The sequence below is a fragment of the Ectobacillus polymachus genome (assembly GCF_048159605.1).
GTDB classification, from domain to species: domain Bacteria; phylum Bacillota; class Bacilli; order Bacillales; family Bacillaceae_G; genus Ectobacillus; species Ectobacillus polymachus.
Genome location: NZ_JBLREB010000001.1, coordinates 716,686 through 737,280, shown reverse-complemented (window position 1 = coordinate 737,280; position 20,595 = coordinate 716,686). Strand labels below are relative to the sequence as shown.

At 36.9% G+C, this 20,595-nt stretch carries 22 protein-coding genes and 1 pseudogene; 5 read left to right on the top strand and 18 right to left on the bottom strand.

What is annotated here, in order from left to right; all coding sequences use genetic code 11:
- Positions 1–13 precede the first annotated feature (13 nt).
- From ACM5BR_RS03745 to ACM5BR_RS03730, 4 genes are read right to left on the bottom strand one after another with little or no spacing between them, the layout of a single operon-like run.
- On the bottom strand, positions 14–1,843 hold the full coding sequence (locus tag ACM5BR_RS03745) for a VirB4 family type IV secretion system protein (RefSeq protein ID WP_416826002.1): 1,830 nt from the start codon (positions 1,841–1,843) through the stop codon (positions 14–16).
- Positions 1,824–2,483, bottom strand: coding sequence for a hypothetical protein (locus tag ACM5BR_RS03740; RefSeq protein WP_416826000.1), 660 nt, complete (start codon positions 2,481–2,483; stop codon positions 1,824–1,826). Before ACM5BR_RS03740 ends, ACM5BR_RS03745 begins: the two co-directional genes overlap by 20 nt.
- A complete protein-coding gene (locus tag ACM5BR_RS03735; protein ID WP_416825998.1) occupies positions 2,395–2,787 on the bottom strand; it encodes a hypothetical protein in 393 nt (130 codons plus the stop codon). The genes ACM5BR_RS03740 and ACM5BR_RS03735 overlap by 89 nt, the downstream gene beginning before the upstream one ends.
- Before the next feature lie 3 nt (positions 2,788–2,790).
- A complete protein-coding gene (locus ACM5BR_RS03730) occupies positions 2,791–3,099 on the bottom strand; it encodes a TrbC/VirB2 family protein (RefSeq protein ID WP_416825996.1) in 309 nt (102 codons plus the stop codon).
- Between the two features lie 389 nt (positions 3,100–3,488).
- Between ACM5BR_RS03730 and ACM5BR_RS03725 the strand changes: the two genes are divergently transcribed.
- Entirely contained in the window at positions 3,489–3,908 is a 420-nt protein-coding gene (locus tag ACM5BR_RS03725; protein ID WP_416825994.1) for a hypothetical protein, read from the top strand.
- A gap of 46 nt (positions 3,909–3,954) precedes the next feature.
- Here ACM5BR_RS03725 and ACM5BR_RS03720 read toward each other — a convergent pair whose 3' ends face one another.
- The 6 genes from ACM5BR_RS03720 to ACM5BR_RS03695 all read right to left on the bottom strand — a co-directional run bounded on the left by ACM5BR_RS03720 (position 3,955) and on the right by ACM5BR_RS03695 (position 9,023).
- Positions 3,955–5,277, bottom strand: a complete 1,323-nt coding sequence (locus ACM5BR_RS03720) for an ABC transporter permease (protein ID WP_416825992.1) — start codon at positions 5,275–5,277, stop codon at positions 3,955–3,957.
- Positions 5,267–5,965 carry an ABC transporter ATP-binding protein gene (locus ACM5BR_RS03715; RefSeq protein ID WP_416825990.1) on the bottom strand — a complete coding sequence of 233 codons (699 nt, stop codon included), beginning with the start codon at positions 5,963–5,965 and terminating at the stop codon, positions 5,267–5,269. The genes ACM5BR_RS03720 and ACM5BR_RS03715 overlap by 11 nt, the downstream gene beginning before the upstream one ends.
- Before the next feature lie 172 nt (positions 5,966–6,137).
- Positions 6,138–6,614, bottom strand: coding sequence for an NUDIX hydrolase (locus ACM5BR_RS03710; RefSeq protein WP_416825988.1), 477 nt, complete (start codon positions 6,612–6,614; stop codon positions 6,138–6,140).
- 83 nt (positions 6,615–6,697) lie between these two features.
- Entirely contained in the window at positions 6,698–6,886 is a 189-nt protein-coding gene (locus tag ACM5BR_RS03705; protein WP_416825986.1) for a hypothetical protein, read from the bottom strand.
- Between the two features lie 177 nt (positions 6,887–7,063).
- Positions 7,064–8,107 (bottom strand): DUF2332 domain-containing protein, encoded by a 1,044-nt coding sequence (locus tag ACM5BR_RS03700; protein WP_416827825.1) that lies wholly within the window; start codon positions 8,105–8,107, stop codon positions 7,064–7,066.
- A gap of 91 nt (positions 8,108–8,198) precedes the next feature.
- Positions 8,199–9,023: a polyphosphate kinase 2 family protein gene (locus tag ACM5BR_RS03695; RefSeq protein WP_416825984.1), complete on the bottom strand. Its 825-nt coding sequence runs from the start codon at positions 9,021–9,023 to the stop codon at positions 8,199–8,201.
- Positions 9,024–9,230: 207 nt separating this feature from the next.
- Here ACM5BR_RS03695 and ACM5BR_RS03690 point away from each other — a divergent pair, with 207 nt between their 5' ends.
- Positions 9,231–10,061 carry a pirin family protein gene (locus ACM5BR_RS03690; protein WP_416825982.1) on the top strand — a complete coding sequence of 277 codons (831 nt, stop codon included), beginning with the start codon at positions 9,231–9,233 and terminating at the stop codon, positions 10,059–10,061.
- A 95-nt stretch (positions 10,062–10,156) separates the two neighbouring features.
- Here the strand turns inward: ACM5BR_RS03690 and ACM5BR_RS03685 are convergent, their stop codons facing one another.
- The 8 genes and pseudogenes from ACM5BR_RS03685 to ACM5BR_RS03650 form a co-directional block, all read right to left on the bottom strand.
- Positions 10,157–10,930: a class I SAM-dependent methyltransferase gene (locus tag ACM5BR_RS03685; protein WP_416825980.1), complete on the bottom strand. Its 774-nt coding sequence runs from the start codon at positions 10,928–10,930 to the stop codon at positions 10,157–10,159.
- Positions 10,931–11,019: 89 nt separating this feature from the next.
- On the bottom strand, positions 11,020–11,454 hold the full coding sequence (locus ACM5BR_RS03680; RefSeq protein WP_416827824.1) for a BrxA/BrxB family bacilliredoxin: 435 nt from the start codon (positions 11,452–11,454) through the stop codon (positions 11,020–11,022).
- Between the two features lie 76 nt (positions 11,455–11,530).
- The gene (locus ACM5BR_RS03675; RefSeq protein ID WP_416825978.1) at positions 11,531–12,661 is read right to left on the bottom strand and encodes a conserved virulence factor C family protein; all 1,131 of its coding nucleotides are present in this window, start codon (positions 12,659–12,661) and stop codon (positions 11,531–11,533) included.
- Between the two features lie 57 nt (positions 12,662–12,718).
- Positions 12,719–13,066: a single-stranded DNA-binding protein gene (ssb, locus tag ACM5BR_RS03670; RefSeq protein ID WP_416825976.1), complete on the bottom strand. Its 348-nt coding sequence runs from the start codon at positions 13,064–13,066 to the stop codon at positions 12,719–12,721.
- A gap of 200 nt (positions 13,067–13,266) precedes the next feature.
- On the bottom strand, positions 13,267–14,046 hold the full coding sequence (locus tag ACM5BR_RS03665) for an ABC transporter ATP-binding protein (protein ID WP_416825974.1): 780 nt from the start codon (positions 14,044–14,046) through the stop codon (positions 13,267–13,269).
- A gap of 164 nt (positions 14,047–14,210) precedes the next feature.
- Positions 14,211–14,942: a Bax inhibitor-1/YccA family protein gene (locus ACM5BR_RS03660; protein WP_416825972.1), complete on the bottom strand. Its 732-nt coding sequence runs from the start codon at positions 14,940–14,942 to the stop codon at positions 14,211–14,213.
- A gap of 88 nt (positions 14,943–15,030) precedes the next feature.
- Entirely contained in the window at positions 15,031–16,920 is a 1,890-nt protein-coding gene (locus ACM5BR_RS03655) for an ABC-F family ATP-binding cassette domain-containing protein (protein WP_416825970.1), read from the bottom strand.
- 130 nt (positions 16,921–17,050) lie between these two features.
- Positions 17,051–17,173 (bottom strand): annotated as a pseudogene (locus ACM5BR_RS03650) (HD domain-containing protein); the annotation flags it as partial.
- Between the two features lie 128 nt (positions 17,174–17,301).
- Between ACM5BR_RS03650 and ACM5BR_RS03645 the strand changes: the two are divergent.
- From ACM5BR_RS03645 to ACM5BR_RS03635, 3 genes are all read left to right on the top strand, one after another.
- Entirely contained in the window at positions 17,302–17,640 is a 339-nt protein-coding gene (locus ACM5BR_RS03645) for a hypothetical protein (protein WP_416825968.1), read from the top strand.
- Positions 17,641–18,045: 405 nt separating this feature from the next.
- Entirely contained in the window at positions 18,046–18,447 is a 402-nt protein-coding gene (locus ACM5BR_RS03640; RefSeq protein WP_416825966.1) for an anti-sigma regulatory factor, read from the top strand.
- Positions 18,444–20,318 carry an ATP-binding protein gene (locus tag ACM5BR_RS03635; RefSeq protein WP_416825964.1) on the top strand — a complete coding sequence of 625 codons (1,875 nt, stop codon included), beginning with the start codon at positions 18,444–18,446 and terminating at the stop codon, positions 20,316–20,318. Before ACM5BR_RS03640 ends, ACM5BR_RS03635 begins: the two co-directional genes overlap by 4 nt.
- The last annotated feature ends 277 nt before the right edge of the window (positions 20,319–20,595 follow it).

The window sequence follows — 20,595 nt, the reverse complement described above, 5'->3', positions numbered from 1 at the left end:
TTTAACAGGCATATTAGTTTGATCCCTCATAGAGCTGTATGTACTGCTTAGGGTCAATAAGCTGAAGCTCTTCCGGCGTTACATCTACTCTCATATAAACACGAGAATGGCCTGCAACATATATGCCCTCACCTTGTTTACGTCTACCTATGATTTCTTCTTCCTCCTCGGATAGACGAAGCACATCGTACTCTTTTAAATCGCGAATATCATTATCCTGTAAGCCAAGAATAAGCATACTAATACTGTTATTGATAATTGCTTTTCCGACATTATGTCCTCCTCCCGCTGCACCTAAAAAATCAAAGGGCTGCTGCGTAGCAACGATGGCATCTCCTCCATATTTTCGAATTCGTTTGTATACATCTAGTAAAAATAGAGCACTTTTCGCACTTCTCATTAATAGATGGGCTTCATCCACATATAGTTTTTTCGGTGTGACCGTGTCACGTGTAATCTCCTCCCATAGAAAAGAAAGGATATTAAACATCGCAACCGGTTGACTATCTCCGTCCTGCTGTAAGTCTTTAATATCAAAACAAATGATGGTATTGTGCAAGTTCACATTCGTCGTCCCATTAAAAAGCTTCGCATTTGTTCCTTCTGTATACATCCGCAATATTTCACGAAATTCTTGGAGATTTTCAAATCCTTCCTGACTGATATGGTGATATAAATCAAGTAATGTCGGAAATGCCTCTGCCTTTCGGTTAGCAAATACCGTTTCCTCCGTGATGCCGTGCTGTTTATAGACTGCAAATAAGGCTCTCTCCAGCAGTGCACTTTCTAAGACGGTCATAGCCGGATAGATAAGCCGAAAGAAAATCTTGAGGCGCTGCATCTTTAAAAACAGAACGCTCCCCCTGATGTCATCGTCGGTGACATCATGCAAAATATGAAATGGATTGATCACATGGTCTGTATTATTACTAATACGAATCACTTGACCTCCAATTTTTGCAACGAGCCGAGCGAACTCCCGCTCCGGATCTAGAATAAAAAAACGCGTATCACTACTCTCAAGTACCCATTGCCTGAGTAAATGCTTTTGCATAAAAAAACTTTTTCCCATTCCTGTTGTTCCAAGAATAAGCATATTCCGCGATGGAAATCGCTTTTTATCATTCATATCGACGAGAACAAGATTATCTGTATGTAGATTTTGCCCCATAATGATACCGCTTTTCATAAACAATTCACTTTCATCAAATGGAATCATCGAAGAAGCTGCTGATGTGTGCATATTTTGATACGTATAGTGAGGAAGTGTGATCTTGCAAATAGGAAGGATGCTTTGAAAGGCTTCTGCCATATTATCACGTGCTGGAACAAGGGACAGTCCTGTTTGCCAAATGATTGATTGAAGCCTATCTGTTAATCGATTTAATTCATCCAGGCTTGAGGCTTGTAGATGAATATACATATGAATGAGCAATATCGTTTTATGATTATGACCAAGCAATACATCAAGCATATGATCAGCGCTTTTCTTCTTTCGTTCGGTCTCCTTTCGTCGCAAAGGAGATAATGGCTGATTTAACCTCGCCTCGTATTCTTCAATAGAATGATTCAAGTGACGTACCATCTTATCGCTTGCAATTGGCACTAAATGTGTACTTACGTTCATATTGCCAGAAAAACGATAGAGCTTTGTTAGCCAATTACCTCTTACGGTATTTGGATAATCCACTACGAGGAGAGTACGAGCAACATTTTCTCCTAGCCTTAGATAATCGCGATTTTCTTCCATAAAACCTGGAGCAATTTTATTCTTTAAAGCATTAGAATTACCTACATATTGTTCAAGTTCCGTTAACCGTTTCTTACTCTTTATATACTTCATGAAGTCTCGCTCCCATCGTATAGGGATACATCTGTATATCTTCCATTGGACGATGCAAAGAACTATTATAATCAAACAGAGTATGAAGATAACGAGCTGCTTCCACATCATTTGCTTCTTGCACTTGTAATCCAATTTCTTCTAATCCGTTTTTCACTTGTTTTTTCTTCTGATCTAATAAAATCATACTTTCTTCATAGGCTTGCTTTGTTGTACCTATGATTCGCTCCTGTAGAATAAGAAAACGCTGGCGCTGAATCATAGTTGTACTCGTTTCAATTCCTTTTGCATAAGCAATATACCCATGAAGTAATTTTTGCTTTACTGATGAAGTACAATCCAGCTTTTTCTTTAACTCTCTCACGTAGCCTCCTAAATCTACTGGCTGTGACATAATTGTCGTTTGAATGGGAAAAGAAATACTTCGCAAAAACATTTCGTATTTTTCTATCGTCTCATTTAATTCACGATGACTCATTAAGTCTAGGTTAAAGGACGAAATACGTAACAATTGAACGAGTCGAAAATCATCTGTCACAAGAACGCCCGCATCAAGAGTCCGAACCGGTATGAAGTTTTGCATGCTCATTTGTTGATTGCCAAGTTTCTTCCGCTCTCGCTTCTTCTTCCTGCTTTTCATAGAACTCCTCCTTTCGGTAGTAATACAAACGTTGTCTATAGTGATAATGGATCAGTTCAACTGCATGGCGCCAAAACGGTATATTTTCCCGGACCGGTCTTACATACACGAACACGCACGATATAATAAGTGTAATCGTCACAAATGATATTTTTACATACAATGAAATTGGCATAAGAACGACAGGAATGATGAGCAATAGAGCAGGTACAAAACAGAGGGAATCCTTTAAAGTAACATGTTGCAAAATCTCAAAATCGCCATTTACATTTTCCGGAATTGTATATTCTTGTTTTTGGTCCATCGTTCAACCTAGCAGTCCAAGAAACCATTTCATTAATATACCCGCACACATAACAATTGCAACGACGATAAATATATCCTTCATATTACTTTTATACTCACTCTTTTTTCCTGATGAATTTGTTAAGATATACATGATACCTAATGCCATAATTGCAGCTGTTCCAATGGAAGGCGCAATGATCATAAAAAAGTTAATCATACCATTTGCTACATTTTTAACGATTGTAGTTGGATCATCATTAATGGCGAATGCATGCTCAGGAATGAGTAGGAGCAAAGGTATGAATAGTACAAACCTCCATCGCTTCATAGATGATACCCTCCTTTAATTGGAATCCCCGCTGTCACTTTCTTCTCACCTTTATGTATATCCATGCGAGTCCCTAAATTCAACTCAGGCTTCTCCTCTTTCGCTCCACAAATATTGACATAGTCCATACAAGATATGAATAGAATGACAAAAACATCCCATTAGACAAGCCTTGATGGGATGTTTTGTGTAAAATACAGTTCTTCTTGTATATGAGTACTACACGTAAATGATAAAGGATGATAAAGGTTTTATGCAGAAGGAAAATATGATACTGTACAAAAAAGGGAATAAAGGATATGTTTGTATCTAGAAATAGATGGAAACACGTTTCAATAATATGAAAAAATAGAAAGAGAGGATTTTATATAAAACCAGGGGGGAAAATAATGAAGAAGATAGATATTATATCTTATATTACCATTCTTGTATTAGGATCTGCGTTCTCTTTTTTTGATGGCGCTAATTATAAGGAAGGTCTTCATAATGCCCTTCTATTTTGTGGAACCTTTATCGTTTTCGTATTATTAAAGGAAGTAGTATGGAATGTATTATTTAAGAATCAGAAGAAAAAGCCTGAACAGTACACATTACAAAAGATGGATGAAAGACTTGAAAAAAAGAATTTGAAGTTTATGGCCCAAGTCTTTGGGCTTTCTCATTTGATCGGTTCTGCGATACTATTTGTCCTATACATAATCAACCAAAATATGATGATACCTGTAAGTTATGTTCTGTATTACGTGTTTGGAGTGCTTTTCTTCACCATGATGTTCGGTTTGAAAATTGTAAAGAAACTAGACAACTAAGCGTTAAAAAGGAAGCAATTTGGATTGCTTCCTTAAAAAGTAACCATTACAGTTCGCGTCGCAACGCCGTTAACACTTTAATTTTTGTAGCCTTTACTGCTGGCCGAACACCGGAAAGAATCGCAACTGACAGACTAATGGCTACGGATATGATGACGAGACTTAATGGAATATACGAAAAAATAAATTGCTGCGGCGCTTCAGTATGAGCAAGTGATTTAAGAATAATCGGTAAAAACCGATTTAAACAAAAGCTAACTAGGTAAGCAATCACAACTCCAAAACATGATCCAAGTAAACCGATCCAAGCACTTTCGATAAGAAATAATTTCCGAATCATCGCTGGCTCTCCGCCAATCGCTTTCAAGATTCCTATTTCTTGTGTTCGTTCTGTTACGGCCATCGTCATGGTATTGAATATCCCAATGGAGGCAATGAAAACAGCGATTGTCCCAACTAGTATTAAACCAGCTTTGAAAATTGTAAAAAAGGTATTTAACTGCTTTAATTCATCACTAATGGAAAACACCAAAAACCCATTTTCTTTCAGCGTATTTGAGATTGCTTGTACCTGTTCAACAGTGCCTGCGTATGCCTTTACTTTCTGTGTAAAGATCGGTATTTGCTTCTCGCGTTCTTTTGCAGTGTCATCCTCCTTAAAGAAATCCGCAAACTCTTGCTTTAATTCTTCTGGAAGTATTATACTTCTATCCTCCATCCATTCTCTTGTTGGTTTACTTGTTATACCTACAACCGTAACAGGAACCTGTTTTGTTTCATTTTGACCATTTTTCACACGTGAACTTGTAATCGTTAACGTTTTTCCAAGCAGTTCGCCATCATATCCTTGAGGGTTTTGCTTACTCGTAGATGGATCCATCTGTGTTAATTCTTTGTATTGACTTTCTGTTAACAAACTTTTTGCAAAATCATAGCCAACAATCACTTCATTGGTATGTTGCGGAATATTCCCTTTAGACAACTCTAGCTTTGACTTTCTTTCCTCCTCCATATTGTGAAAATCCAGCTGTGATTGACTATAGCGGTCATCGATACTTACTTTGGCTTCATGATTCAAAAAGTATGTAACTGTAACTGCTTGTACATCCTTCGTCTTCTTTATAAACTGAATATCCTCCTGGCTAAGATCCCTACTTTTCCCTTCTTTTTTCCCATGCACATCGATTTCTGTTACAGTTCGATTTGCTAACAGGTCATCTGTAATACTTTTTTGAAAACCGAACCCGACGGATGCCAACACAATAAGAAATGCACAGGCTATCGTGGATGCAAAAATAGTCATAAAAAGTCTTAATCGATTTCGCTTCAAGTTCTTACGTATAAATGAAAATTGGTCGCTAAGCCTCATGAATGTAATCTCCTCTCAAAAGTGAACCATTTACGAGCTGCAGCTGCCTCGTTGAAATCGATGCAACTTCTATATCATGAGTAATAATAATAAATGTAATCTTCCGTTCTTCATTCAACTCTGTAATGAGCTGTAAAATGTCTGCCTCTGTTTCTGAGTCTAAACTACCGGTCGGTTCATCAGCCAATATAATATCTGGTTTCGTAATAAGGGCCCGTGCAATGCCCACTCTTTGCTGCTGCCCTCCTGACAACTCCTTCGGATAAAAATCACCATACGAATCAAGCCCGACTTGTTTTAGTATTTCTTTTACTTCTTCCCTTCTCATCTTAGGTGGAATTTCCTTTAAAATAAGAGGCATTTCTACATTTTCATAGGCTGTCAAACCTGGTATAAGCTGAAAATTTTGAAAAATAAACCCCAAATGTTGCAAACGAAATTGTGCCCATTGCTTTTCTGAAAAGGAAGTTACCTCTATTCCGTTTATGAGAATCGAACCAGAATCTGGTGAAATAAAACCAGATAGCAAATGTAATAAAGTAGACTTCCCTGATCCGCTTCTCCCTACAATCGAAAGAATCTCGCCCTGCTGAGCGCTAAAAGAAATATTATCCAGAACTTGTACAGTCTGCTTCGCTTCCATTCTACCAATATGGAATGAATGCTTTAGCTGTTTTACTTCAATCACATTTCTCCCTCTTTCCCTCTTATTTCTACAACATTCGTTTTCTACCATTATGATACATAACAATTAATCATATGTAAAATTAGTATATATTTGTAAAATATATAAATATAATTCTTACTAAAAAAACGAGATGCTATTATTTTAAGCATCTCGTTTTTTGCAGTTTATTCTTCTATTTATTTACTTTTGTAAGAATCGTGTTCATCTTTTGGCGTAATGCTCTAAAAATAGTAACATCAGGTGGTTGCAGTTGATCAGGCAATTCATCTAAGAAGAAAAACTCAAGCTCCTTTGTTTCTTCCTCATCCGCTTGCATCACTCCATGATATTGATGGCAAAAATAAGCGGCAGCAACTACATAAACTTCATCACCATTCGGATATTGATGATACAATTCAGGACCTGAAAAAACATCAAATAATTGCAAGGAGTCTGCTATTAGTCCTGTTTCTTCAAACAACTCTCGCTTTGCTGTTTCCTCTAACCGTTCACCAAGCTCCGTGGCTCCACCTGGCAATCCCCAACAGTCGTTATCCGTTCGATGCTGAAGCAATAATCGTCCTTCCTCATCCAAAATGATGACACATGCTGCTGTCATTATAATGGGTCTGCTTCCAAGCTTCTCTCGTAAATCCATAATATATCCCATAAGCTACACCTCTAAATTCTATATTCTACATTTGAATGTAATAGACAACTAACTATATAAATAGCTTTTATCATAATTGATACTTATTCGGTCTTACTTTGACAATTTCGAATTACCCCATACACACCGAAACAGAAAAACATAATAGACAGGATTGTAAACGTAATTGCTACCTCGATGTTAAATGCAGAAAAATTTCGATAAGCATACATCCCCATCGTACATGTATTAATAAACATTGTAGCAATGATAAACGGATTTAGCTTGGTCATGGTAATCCCTCCATTGTATCTACTCATGCAAATTATACCATTCATTATAAGTTTCTTGAGAATTTAAATTCTATTTTTAATACGATACGTGAAATTTTATAAATGGCGATTCATGCAGATGGCTGACTCAAAAGGGAATAATTGCTTCCTTTTTGAGCCGGTTCTAACCTCTTAATTTTATACAGTTTCTGAAGGCTCCCACGTAAACCATCTACCGTGGCCGTCTGTTTCACCAATTCTTTCATTATATTCGATGCCATCGATTATAGAATCCAAATGAAGATCTCGATCCCACATATTATTATATAAATGAAATGTATCCCGTAAGCTTCCTATTTTTCTTACATGCTCCGTTAAGCTATGCTTTACTTTATCAGGAATTTGGTTCGCCACATGAGTATGATAGATACATACAGCCGAATCTTGAGGAATTTGCTGAACAATTTGAGGTAATAACATCACACCATCTCCCTCAATTAAATGCACTTGATCCGAGTACTGATTCATACATGCAACTGCTTGTTTAAATCGTTCTCTTCTTTCTTTATGCTCAGGCCAAATAAGTGCTTGTAACCAAAGCGAATCATCAGGATTTGCAACGTCAACTGTATGTAAATCTATGCCGTATCGAGAAGTGACAGGAGGAAAAGGCTGAAGAAAATGCGGCTTGTTGTTACCTCTTACTTCTGATTGAATGAACAGATTTGATTTGATATTTTCAAAAACTTCATGAGAATCGTAAGAATAGTTGTATTTATCCCAAAGTAGTTGAAGTCCTGCGCTCGTTCCAATCTCAATTAATGCCAATGGTTTTTTAACCTTACTATATATGTAGGAAAAGCTAGGATATAGATATCCACATCGGCTTACTTCGTTCGTTTGAACCAATTTTGTTGTAAGAATGGAAATAATCTCATTTCTATACATATTACAAAAATCTTTAAAAGGAAGGATTGCATGATGAATATCTCTTGGATACACTACTAAACTTGGATAGTATTCTTTTAGTTCATGATTGGTTCCTTTCAATAAGAGATAATGAATAGCTCCTAAGAATAGATTAGGTATGGGTTGTCCTTCCTTAGCACAAGATGATAATTCTAACAATTCATTATCTTCAGATATTTTTTTAGATAAAAATTCATATAACTCACTTGAGCCCTTACACTCTCTTTTCGCAAATACTTTAAATCGTTCGGCAATTACCTCTATGCTCACAATGGTCACTCCTAACTAATAATATATGAAAAGATGAGACAAATCCTATACGAGCATGAAACTAACTGTGTTCAGTTCCATGCTCGTATAGGATTCATTCTATACAAGTTTTACTAGTCATATCTTTCATTTGTTCGCATTCCTCTTGCTTTTCTTCTTTCATTTCCTGATAATAGGATGGCAATTCTATATCATGTTCTAAGAAATAGTCTTCAATTAAAGAAATAATTATTTTCAATGTTTTCAAACGTGCAAACATTTTATCGTTGCTAGGTATAATATTCCATCTAGCATTCGGTTTATCTGTTTTTGCAAACATATCTTCCATTGCCAGGGCATATTCATCCCATTTTTCACGATTGCGCCAATCTTCATCTGTAATTTTCCATTGCTTAAGAGGATTTTTCTCTCTGTCTTTAAATCGCTCTAGCTGTACATCTTTGCTAATATGATAGAAAAACTTAGATACTATATAATGATCATCTGTTAATAGTTTTTCAAAATCATTGATTTCATCGTATGCTCTGGTCCACTCTTCCTTTGTAGCGAAACCCTCTACGCGTTCAACCAATACACGACCATACCAAGAGCGGTCGAAAATAGTAATTTGTCCATATTGCGGGATTTTCCGCCAGAATCGTTGCATATAATGATAACGTTTTTCATGGGGGGCAGGCGCGCCGATTGGATTAACTTGCAGTCCACGCGGATCAAGATGCTCGGTAATTCGTTTAATTGCTCCACCCTTTCCAGCAGCATCCCATCCTTCCATTGCCAAAATAACAGCGATTTTTTCTTTTCGTAAAATCTGCTGCAAAGCTAGTAAACGCATTTGATATTTTTCAAGCTTCTTAATATATTTTTGCTTTGATTCGATTTTTTTGGTTAAATCTGTTTTTGCAAGACGGTCTTTTGCCATAATAGAATCCCCTTTTTACATAAATTAATATTATTTTAACCTAATTTACAGTGTTTTTGGAATATATATCTATATTAATTTAAAAATATAAATATATATTACTCATTTTACTTTTTAATATATATTTACTATACTTATTTTAGTTTAACTACTAGATGTGTATATATAGTAGATGATGGAATGATTACATTACTGGAGGAGTACTACATGAAAGAAAGAAATATTGAATATGTATGGGATATTGATTACGTTCAACATAGCCCTATACACAAAGCAGGGCATATTATACCACCTGAAAGCATGAAGGAATTTGATCCTTTTTTGTTGCTTGCAGAAGATTGGTTTGGCAATGGAGTATTTGATTTTCATCCACATCGGGGAATTGAAACGGTAACATACGTAATAGAAGGGTCTCTTGAACACGATGATAATCATGGAGGGAAAGATACATTACATCCAGGAGATGCACAATGGATGACTGCTGGGCGGGGAGTCATTCATAAAGAAACTACAGCTGTTGGAAATACGGTTCATAGCCTGCAATTATGGATCAATCTACCTCGTTCAAAAAAGATGGTAGAACCACGCTATCAAAATCTTCGTGCTGCGGACATGCCGGTTCGACAAGAAAATGGTGCCGTCATTCGTATTTTTTCTGGATCGTCTGCTGGAATTTCATCAAAAACATGGAACCACACTCCGATAACAATGGTAGAAATTCAGGTGGAACCAGGATTTGCAGTAAAGCAAGATTTACCAGGCCATTACAAAGGGTTCATCTATGTACTGGAAGGCAGCGGTTATTTTGGTATCAACAATACGGAAGGTAAAAAAAATCAAGCACTTTTACTTGGCTCTGCAGATGATTCGGATAGTAGTGAGATAACAATCCGTGCCAAAGAGAAACTACGAGTGCTACTTTATGCAGGCGCTCCTATTCATGAACCTATTGTTGCTTATGGACCATTTGTGATGAATACAGAAGAGGAAATTAGACAAGCATTTACAGATTTTCATGAAGGAAAATTTAATGTATAGCCTTTTTTCAAAAGTAGTGGGGGTTTCTCCCCCACCGATTATTTTGTATACTACCTTGAAGCAGAGATCTTCCTGCCCTTACATAGCAGGATTCATTATTTTTCCAAGACACCAAAATGAAAACTTGCACTTTTACGGCGATACACCGTAAAACCATATGTTTCAAAACGAGTACTGCGAAAATGATCCTTTAATATAACCCGTTTGTTAGCCACGCGCAGCGCCTCTTTTATCGTTTCTTTCCCGATATCTTCGTATAACGCGAACTGTTTAAGTCCACGTATTCCATCTGATTGTATTACCGTTTGTTCAAACATCGGATCCAAATAGACAACATCAAACGATTGATCATGACATTGTTTTAAATACGCGAGATGTTCACTATATATCACCGAAATCCGGCGCATCGCCTCATTCATTTCCTCTAGATCACTCTTCCACTTTTGCAGCCCGGCTTTTACAAGGTAGGCAATCCATTGGTTTCCTTCGATTCCTGTTACAATTCCCTTCTCTCCGACAGCGTAGCTAGCAAGAATGCTATCCGAAGCAAGTCCCAATGTGCAATCTAGCATGCTCATTCCAGTCTCTAACTTCGCTGCTTCTAAAAAAGGATCGTTCTCCCCTCGAAGGAGTCGTTTCATTCGAAAGCTGGCGGAATTCGGATGAAAAAAGAACGATTCTCCTCCATTTCTAAAATAGATTTCCAACCGATTTTTTCCAACAACAAGCACATCGTCTTGAAATGTTTGTGCGATATTTACGATAGAATATTCTTTCCTCTTTTCAAAGCGGCATTGTAATTCTTCAGCAACTTGTTTTGCAGATACAATCATTTCTGCCGTTGTTCTTCCAGCTGTTGTAACAATCATTCTCTCACCTCAAGAGCATCCTTAGTTCATTTCCTATTATGCTAACAAAGCCCCTGCTTGTGGCAAGCAGGGGCTTACAATTGCAAATCCTAGCAATGTTGTTCAAAAGCGTTTTGTAAATTTTCTTTAATACCTTCTAAGCTATTTCCTTCAATTTCATGGCGATGGATAAAATGAACGACCTCTTTTCCATTCACTAATGCAATAGACGGAGAAGAAGGTGGAATTTCCCCAAAATATTCTCTCATTTTTGCAGTTGCCTCTTTATCTTGTCCTGCAAACACAGTTACAAGATGCTGCGGTCGTTTATCCTCTGCACGCAATGCTTCAGCTACGGCTGGACGAGCAAGTCCTGCTGCACAACCACAAACAGAATTTACAACAATAAGAGTCGTACCTGTTGCAGCTTCCATATAATTTTCTACCGATTCTGCTGAAGTAAGCTCTTCAAAGCCAGCATCAACAAGTTCTTGTCGCATTGGAATAACCATCTGTTTCATATATTCTTCGTAAGCATTCATTATTTCATTCTCCTTTATACATCATCATGATTCATCTTATCATGATGCATAGTATTTGAAAATTATAAGGTACTTCTTTTTACTTACTGCGGCGTAATTCCGTCATCTGTTTCCAAACGGAACCTTTTGCTTCTTCACCGCCTTCTATCCGTTCAATTGCAAGTTTAGCTTGCATGACCACTTCAAATTCCGTGTCGTGCTCTGCAAGCTTTAACGCTGGCAATGCTGTTTCATCCCCTTCTTCAAATAAAAACATCGCTGCGCGCCAGCGAACGAGTTTACTGGAATCTTCTAAAGCAGCAATCATGGCTGGGATAGCTGCTTTATCACCAATATCAGATAAGCAATCACCAGCTGTACGACGAACGCTAACCGCTTTATCTTGTAATGCTTGCAAGAGCAAGGGTAACACTTGTTTCCCTTTAATCATACCTAGATATGCAGTCGCTAGTCTGCGAATGGATACTTTTGTATCCAGAAGTGCCTTCTCCAGAACAGGAATGTCTTCTTCACTCGGATTCATTTGTTCTAATGCCGCATAGCGCTTCTTCCAATCCGGATCCTCCATCATTTCTAATGTTACATGATAAGGATCTCTTCTCTTTAACACAAGCTCTTTGTTATCTGGCTGGTCTAGTAATTCTTGAATCCGCAATTCTACACGTTCTTTAGAAAAAGCAGCAGTGAGTTCATCTACAACCTCTTGGCCGATTTCATCAAATTCTCCATACCGCGTTCCCTGTTCGACCCATTTTCTCTCCTTCACAACATTTGGCGTTGCAAATTGCAGCTTCATAATCGATGCTTTAAAATAATCTGGAAGTCCGTAGCGTTGATCCTTTTCACCGTCAGTTAGTTTCACTTGCATAGGGATGTCATACAATACTTGCACGAATACCTTCACTTCCCCATAGTGAGACAATTTTGCCTCTTTCTTTGCCTCGGTAGCATCTGCTTCACCAAAAACGGCGCGAACATTTTGCAAAATAGGCTTCCAATCGTATTTTGCATTGCGTTCAACGGCTAGAAAATCGGCAACATGATATACTCCTTTCACTCCCTCTATCGCAAGAATACTCTGGATTTCCTTAGGAGCAGTGTTTACATTTTCTATATTATAGTTATTACGTGCTCCAAATGAAAGTTCTTCATCCAAGAGTACTTTCATTGTATTTGGGCTCGGAGTAGGTTCAATCGCTTTAATCTTCAAAATTCTCTCCCCTTATGTAACGTTTTTTATAGTTTAGCATGAGATAAAACATACATACTACAAAGACGCATTTTCAGCATTTTCTTTTTTACGTTCAAGAAACGTCACATTCTCAGCAGAAACATTCGTTCCGTATACACGTTTTCCTTCCTTGTTTTCATAGCTGCTCGTTTGAATACGTCCAGTAATTCCTATTAAGGAGCCTTTCGCACAGTATTGTGTAATCGTTTCAGCAGATTTACGCCAAACGGTACAATCAATAAAATCTGTCTCTTGTTCCCCATTACCATTTTTAAAATTACGATTCACAGCAATTCGTATTTTAGCGTATGCTAACCCTTGCTTGGAATATAATAATTCTGGATCACGAGTTAGCCTGCCAATTAAAACAACACGATTTATCATCTCATCCCCACCTATCTTTGTTTTGTTTATTGTACTTGGCGGATAGATAGAATGAAAAATATGGAAAATAACTAAGAACAATAGGGAATCTTCGTATATTTACAGAAGACTCCCTATTGTTCTTAGTAGAATTTATAAATTTTTCGTTATGCAGGAAAGAATAAGAGCTGACTTAATAGGGATTATAGTAGCTCCATTTTTCACTTATTTTGAAGCATGAGCCACTTTCGATCTCTCTGCTGTACCACTTCAATTGGCACTTCATAGAATGCAGATAATGTAGCTGTCGTTAAGCAATCCTCTGTTTTTCCAGATGCATATACTTCTCCTTCCTTTAATAAAAGGGTATTCGTAAAGCAAGGAAGAACTTCCTCAATATGATGCGTAACATATATAAGTGTTGGCGCATCCGGTTGCCTAGCAATCATTTGAATCATTGCTAGCACCTGCTCTCGTGCGAGCACGTCAAGCCCTGTACACGGCTCGTCCAATATTAGAAGTTCAGGGGATGCCATAAGTGCTCTAGCAATAAGTATTTTTTGCTGCTCCCCTTGTGATAAGGTTGCAAATTCTCTTCCAATTAGCGCCTCGCAGTGCATAGATTGTAAGAGGCCTACCGCTTTATGTAAGTCCACGTCTTGCACCTCTTCATGTAAGCCAATAGTCGAAAAAACACCACTTAGCACAATTTCTTCCGTCATCTCATCTCCATGAAACCTTTGCTGCAGTGCTGTACTAACCCAGCCAATCCGCTTCCGAACCTCTGCAAGCTTGACTTTTCCATAAGTAAAATCAAACACCTTCACTTTACCTTCTGACGGCCATATATATCCATTGATTATTTGAAGCAAGGTGGTTTTACCGGACCCATTTAACCCTACTAAACACCAATGCTCCCCAGACTGTATATTCCAAGAAACATCGTTCAAAACCAATTTATTTTCTCTTCTCCAAGATACATGTTCGAGAGAAACAATCATTTTTCTGCTTCCTCCATTTCTAAAAAATCGAATATTCAATATATTTTAACAATAAGTATACTACGAATGCTTTCAATCAACCATTTTAATATTTAATAAAACAAATAGACCGCCTCCTGATATTCAGAACGGCGGTCTATTCATTTTCTTTTTTCTAAAAAAAATTAATTATTTCGAGTAAAGTACGAAATAAAACGAAGAATTTCAAAGTAAAGCCAAACAATCGTAAGCATTAAACCGAGTGCCCCATACCATTCCATATACTTAGGAGCATGTTTACTTGCACCGCTTTCGATAAAGTCAAAATCAAGTATAAGATTTAGTGAAGCAATTACAATAATTACTGCACTAATAATAATTGCAATCGTGCCACCAGCATGCAAGAAAGGAACTTGAATCCCGAACAAATGGAGAATCGCAACACCAAGATACATAATTGCAACTCCAAGCGTTGCTGAAATAACTCCCATTCTAAATTTGTCTGATACTCGGATAATACGAGTCGCATAGAGAATGAGCATTGCAAACAAGATGGATATCGTTAATAGCACTGCTTGCAGTACAAGCGTATTACCGAAGTGAATTGTATACATTGCTGAAATGGATCCAAGTACAATACCTTCTACAGCTGCGTATATGGGAGCTGTTACCGGCGATATCTTAGGAACAAAGGTTGTAACAATAGCTACAATTGCAGCTATGATCAACGCTCCCATTAAAACAGAAGGATTCATTTTATTCATCAAAACTTGCACATACGAATACAAAGAAGTAGCTACTAATAAAATTAGCATGATAAAGGTCTTTCCTACTGCACCCTGAATCGTCATTACACCATTGCTGGCTGGGGCATTTCTAAGGGTATCTTCTCTTAACATCGGATTGTTTGTTCTCATCCAATTCCCTCCTAAAAAGGTTGCTATTTTAAGTGTAATTGCTTTTCCCTTACAGTTCAATAGATGAATCTACCTACCGCTTACAGATTTACTTCATACTCTCCACTATTTCTGAAAGCTCGCTCCATCGTTCAATAGCTACTTCTAGTTCTTCCTCTGTTTCTTTCTGCTCTAATGATAACTGCTGCGCTCGTTCAAAATCCGATCCAACCGCTTCTAATTGTCCTGCAATTTCTTCTAATTTAGCCTCTAACTCTGCAATTTTATCTTCAATTGTATCCCATTCGCGCTGCTCATGATAGGAGAGCTTGCGCTTTCTTTGTTTCGGTTGTTCAACGACAACTTTCTTTTCCTTTGTTTCTTCCTTTACCACTAGATCCTTTTCTTTCTTTTGCACCAGATAATCAGAATAACTTCCGAAATACAATTGCACATTGCCGTTTCCTTCAAAAACGAATAATTGATCAACGACCTTATCAAGAAAGTAACGATCATGCGAAACTGTAATCACAACACCTGGAAAATCATCTAAATAGTCTTCTAAGACCGTTAATGTTTGCGTATCTAAATCATTGGTCGGTTCATCAAGTAAGAGAACATTTGGTTCACCCATTAAAAGGCGAAGAAGATATAGTCTTCGTTTCTCTCCACCTGATAGTTTACCAAGAGGAGTACCATGGGAACTCGGTATAAATAGAAACCGTTCCAGCATTTGCGAAGCACTAAGAATCTTACCATCGGTTGTATGGATAACCTCAGCTACTTCTTTAATATAATCAAGCATTCGCTCATTTTCATTCATATGCTCATTTTCTTGCGTATAGTAGGCAATCTTGACAGTTTGCCCAATTTCAACTTCACCGCTATCAGGCTGAAGTTTTCGTGCAAATAAGTTTAAAAGTGTTGATTTTCCGCTACCATTTCGACCAATAATCCCAGTGCGATCTCCCGGCTTTATTATGGTACTAAAATGATCCAGTACGAGCTTATCGTCAAACATTTTCGTTGCTTCTTTAAGTTCAATTACTTTTTTACCAAGTCGGCTTCCACTAATAGAAATATCCACTTGTTGTTTTATGTTTGGTCCTTCTCTTTTTGCTAGCTCTTCAAAACGCTGAATACGAGCCTTTTGTTTTGTGGAACGAGCCTGGGCACCGCGACGAATCCATGCCAGTTCTCTACGGTACAAATTTTGATTTTTCTGTTCTCTTGCAATTTCTGTCTCCTCACGTACTGCCTTTGCTTCTAAAAAAGCTGCGTAATTCCCTTCATAGCTATATAAATTACCATGATCTAGTTCAAATATACGGTTTGTTACGCGATCTAGAAAATAACGATCATGCGTTACAAGAAGTAAGGAACCCATATAACGGGATAAATATTCTTCTAACCATTCCACCGTCTCATGATCAAGATGGTTCGTAGGCTCATCTAATATAAGTAAATCTGGTGTTTGGATGAGTGATTGCGCCATAGCAATACGTTTTTTCTGACCGCCAGAAAGTGTACCAACCTTCGATGTGAAATCTGTAATTCCTAACTTAGTTAACAAAGCCTTTGCATTTGCATTTGCTTCCCAGGCATTCATAGCATCCATTCGTTGCTGAATAGAAAACAATAATTGCTGCACATCTTCATTTGTTGGATCACTTTCTAATTGCAATAGTACCATTTCATATTCGCGAAGTAGGCGAATGAGTGGTGAATCCCCATAGAATACTTGCTCTAATACGGTAAGATCTCCATTGAAGTCAGGCTGCTGCGCCAAATAGCTGATCGTATAATCCCTTGTATGACTGATATTTCCATTATCAGCTTGTTCAATGCCTGCTAATATTTTAAGCAAGGTTGATTTTCCAGTTCCATTAACACCAATTACACCTATTCGTTGTCCTTCTGCAATACTAAAAGTTATATCCGTAAATAACGGTTTTATTCCGTAGGACTTTGCCAGATGTTCTACTTGTAACATTTTCATATTTCTACATTCCACTCTTTCATAAATTGTTCAACAAACTGCACTATATACGTATGGCGCTCATTTGCCATTTCTTTCGCTGTCTTTGTATTCAAGAGACTTTTTAAATTTGAATAACTTTTCGTAAAAGTATGATAAACAGGTTGCCCCCTTCTCTTTCGCATATCCTCTTTGCTAATCTATGTACACGTTCTATATGATACCAGTCATGGCCACTCGCATCACCCTGCAAGGCATCCTTCACAAAGTGAATCGCCCTCGTTTATGATCGTATTCAATTTCTTCACCCATTTCTATTATACTACCACGAACAAGATCGGAGTCACACCATTTCTCGTCCGCCCATACTATAAGGTATCTCATAAAAAGGAGGAATGAATCATGCAACATCAACCTAATTACTATGCTGATCCTCGCTTCACTCAGCAATATCCAGTTCAATCCTATCAACCCTATCCACTATATCCACGACAAGTTCCAACTGAACCGTCGCATCAACATGCTCAGCAAGCCGTAGGAACCCATTATCAATCTTGGAAAGCCCCTGTTTTGCAAAGCGTAGCGCCATGGGTGCAATATGGATTAAAAGAAGCACAGCATACTTCTGTCCATCATGCAATGACAGAAGTAGCAGCCATTGCATACTTACTTGGAAAAGGAATCGATCCTCAAACTGCTCATTATATTGTGGAGTCATGGGAAAAGAATGAACACTTTTAAAACAGTTCATTTTGTCATGCATACAAACTGTGGAAGTGCCTAAGTCCTTGTTATATAAGGGTTTTGGCACTTTTAGATTTCATGTAAATTAAATTGTTATAATTTAATGGCCATTTCTACAATAAGCTAATAAACACGCTAAAAGATAAATATTTCCAAAATAGTATTTTTTACAAACTATATTAGGAATCAGAACTTATATTTTATTTACATCTGATAATGGGATTTTCAATGGTATAGAAAATACCTTACCTATCTATAACTAGCTAGTATTATTTTTTTTTTCAAAAATAAGATAAACAATCTATATTTTTGAAAAAATTACATTCTATTTTTACCTAAATATGCTAAAATACCAGTAAAAATACAGATTTTATTATTTAAGAAAGGTATAGGGGAGATTATTTGTACAGAATTGTTATTGCACGAGAAGATGACGTATACCTAGCTAGTACGATTGGAAAACGAGTAGCTGAAGAGTGCGGAATGAATAAGATTCAGCAAACGAAATTAGTTGTATCAATAATGGAATTAACTCGAAATATAGTTTTTTATGCTGGTAAAGGAGAGATTTATATAAAGCCAGTTTCTTCCAATGGAGTCGAAATAATAGCAATCGACCAAGGTCCAGGCATTCCAAACCTCGAACAAGTTTTAAATCAAGAATTCCCTTCTAAAACTGGATTAGGATTGGGTTTATCAGGAGTGAGACGTTTAATGGACGAATTTGAAATCAGTAGCAGCATAGACTTAGGTACAAAGGTTAGAGCCATAAAATGGCTTAATGAAGGGCGGGCATTACGTTGATAACATCTGCTACATCTCGGCATACCACATATGGCTTGATTCAACTCCATCCTAATGGAACCATTCAAAAAGTAAATGAAGAAGGAAAACGACTCCTGCTCTCTCAAGAAAATGAGACCAACTATCTTTTCCATCGAATAAAAAACAAGGAAATTAAAACAAAGCTCCATGAGTGCTTCATGGGCAGAAGTAACGAGTTTATTGTAAATATAGATTCACAGCCATACTTTTTTTTATTCCATCGAACATTTAAGGAGCAAAGACTCAAGCAAATACATATATATATGTTCAATATCCATTCCTTACAATCATCCTATGACCAAAACAACTGGAATAACCATTTACTTTCATCTATTGGTGAAATGGCTGCTGGGATTGCCCATGAGGTCCGAAATCCTTTGACTTCCGTAAAAGGATTTCTTCAATTGATGGGACAATCCTATAAGGAAGAATATTCGCAAATTGCACAAAGTGAATTAGAACGAGCCATTCATATTTTAAATGATTTAATGAGTGTAACAAAGCCTGAATTTGCTCAAGAACAGCGAACCACCTTTAATCTATGCTTCGAGATCGAATCTGTATTATTACTATTTCAAAATCAACTTTATCAAATACATGTAAATAAGAACTTTCAAAATGAAAGCGCACTAATCGTCGGCAGAAAGGATCAAATTAAAAAAGCATTATTCAATTTAATCAAAAATGCTATTGAGGCTATGACCGATGGGGGAACGTTAATTCTTGAGCAATTTGAAGACGCTAGGTATATTCATCTCAACATTTCTGATACTGGCATTGGTATTCCAAAAAACAAATTGCGCCTACTAGGGACCCCATTCTTTAGTTTAAAAGAAGATGGAAAAGGAATGGGTTTAGCGCAAGTTTTTAATGCAATCCAAACAAATCATGGCAAAATACGAGTGACAAGTGAGGAAGGAAAAGGAACCACTTTCTTACTTTCATTTTCCAAAACAATCAAACACTCTGACTCATTTTTAGGAGGGAATGGAATGATAAATACTGTTGATTCAAAAGTTGAGCTATCAAATTTTTTATCTGATAATTTAGATTTTTACACGAAAGAATGGGTTCAATATTTAGAGAAAAGTAAAAATTATCTTGTATCCTTATTGAGAGAAAACGGGGATGAGGATGCATTCGCAGAATTCGGTAATCCTATTATGAAGCTTGTAGCCCAAAATATAATTGAATTAAAAATGGAAGATATTATGGATGTAGCAAGGGAAAGAGGCGTTAAAAGTGCGAAAACAGAATTCCCTATTCATTTGGCTTGGGAACTATTTCAGTCTAGCCGCGGCATTATTTGGAATGCAATTAGAGCGTTTTATAATGAATCGAACAACACCCTGACAACCGATGAATTTTTCGCATTAGAAAGATCTGTAAATGATATCATTGATTTATATATCGATTCATATACTGCTTACTTTGTAAACTATAAAGAGGAATTATTAAAAAGTCATCGTGAAACAGTGGACGAGTTGTCAGTTCCCATCATTCCGCTTGCTGATAAAATATGCATACTTCCAATAGTTGGTAATGTAGACACATTCAGAGCGAGAAAAATCCGTGAAAAAACACTCATCCGCGTAAAAGAAATAAAAGCTCAACAATTAATTATTGATATTTCCGGTGTACCGTTTGTCGATACAGCCGTCGTCAACCACTTATTTAAAATCGTGAAAGGAATTAAATTATTAGGCTGCTCTACTATTTTAACAGGAATTAGTGCTGAAATTGCTGATACCATGATCGAATTAGGAATAGAAATTGACAATGAATTAACAACAAAATCCGACCTGCAACAAGCATTGCAGGAGATTCAACAATTTTCCAACAAGAAATAATAGGACTTTCAATAAAGTAAACTCTTTTTATTTATAGATAAACTGTACCTTATAGACAATCCTATAGGGTACTTTTATATATAATGAAAATAAGTCTTATTCGTTTTTGCAGTGGAGAAAATTTCTATAAACAAAAAAAAGAGACAGCATCGCGATACTGTCTCTTATCAAAGGAGGGTACTACCTTATCAATACTTACATTATGGATTAGGTTTCTTAACTTTTCCTTAATACATTATGTATCTCTAAAATTCAAGATAAGAAAACATAATAGCGG

Coding starts and splice junctions, on each gene's coding strand:
- ACM5BR_RS03705 (WP_416825986.1), bottom strand. CDS start 6,886: ATGACCAAGCTAAATCCGTTTATCATTGCTACAATGTTTATTAATACA.
- ACM5BR_RS03665 (WP_416825974.1), bottom strand. CDS start 14,046: ATGATTGTTTCTCTCGAACATGTATCTTGGAGAAGAGAAAATAAATTG.
- ACM5BR_RS03730 (WP_416825996.1), bottom strand. CDS start 3,099: ATGAAGCGATGGAGGTTTGTACTATTCATACCTTTGCTCCTACTCATT.
- ACM5BR_RS03720 (WP_416825992.1), bottom strand. CDS start 5,277: ATGAGGCTTAGCGACCAATTTTCATTTATACGTAAGAACTTGAAGCGA.
- ACM5BR_RS03660 (WP_416825972.1), bottom strand. CDS start 14,942: ATGAGAACAAACAATCCGATGTTAAGAGAAGATACCCTTAGAAATGCC.
- ACM5BR_RS03745 (WP_416826002.1), bottom strand. CDS start 1,843: ATGAAGTATATAAAGAGTAAGAAACGGTTAACGGAACTTGAACAATAT.
- ACM5BR_RS03725 (WP_416825994.1), top strand. CDS start 3,489: ATGAAGAAGATAGATATTATATCTTATATTACCATTCTTGTATTAGGA.
- ssb (WP_416825976.1), bottom strand. CDS start 13,066: ATGATAAATCGTGTTGTTTTAATTGGCAGGCTAACTCGTGATCCAGAA.
- ACM5BR_RS03740 (WP_416826000.1), bottom strand. CDS start 2,483: ATGAAAAGCAGGAAGAAGAAGCGAGAGCGGAAGAAACTTGGCAATCAA.
- ACM5BR_RS03695 (WP_416825984.1), bottom strand. CDS start 9,023: ATGGCAAAAGACCGTCTTGCAAAAACAGATTTAACCAAAAAAATCGAA.
- ACM5BR_RS03685 (WP_416825980.1), bottom strand. CDS start 10,930: ATGATTGTTACAACAGCTGGAAGAACAACGGCAGAAATGATTGTATCT.
- ACM5BR_RS03735 (WP_416825998.1), bottom strand. CDS start 2,787: ATGGACCAAAAACAAGAATATACAATTCCGGAAAATGTAAATGGCGAT.
- ACM5BR_RS03690 (WP_416825982.1), top strand. CDS start 9,231: ATGAAAGAAAGAAATATTGAATATGTATGGGATATTGATTACGTTCAA.
- ACM5BR_RS03710 (WP_416825988.1), bottom strand. CDS start 6,614: ATGGGATATATTATGGATTTACGAGAGAAGCTTGGAAGCAGACCCATT.
- ACM5BR_RS03655 (WP_416825970.1), bottom strand. CDS start 16,920: ATGAAAATGTTACAAGTAGAACATCTGGCAAAGTCCTACGGAATAAAA.
- ACM5BR_RS03645 (WP_416825968.1), top strand. CDS start 17,302: ATGCAACATCAACCTAATTACTATGCTGATCCTCGCTTCACTCAGCAA.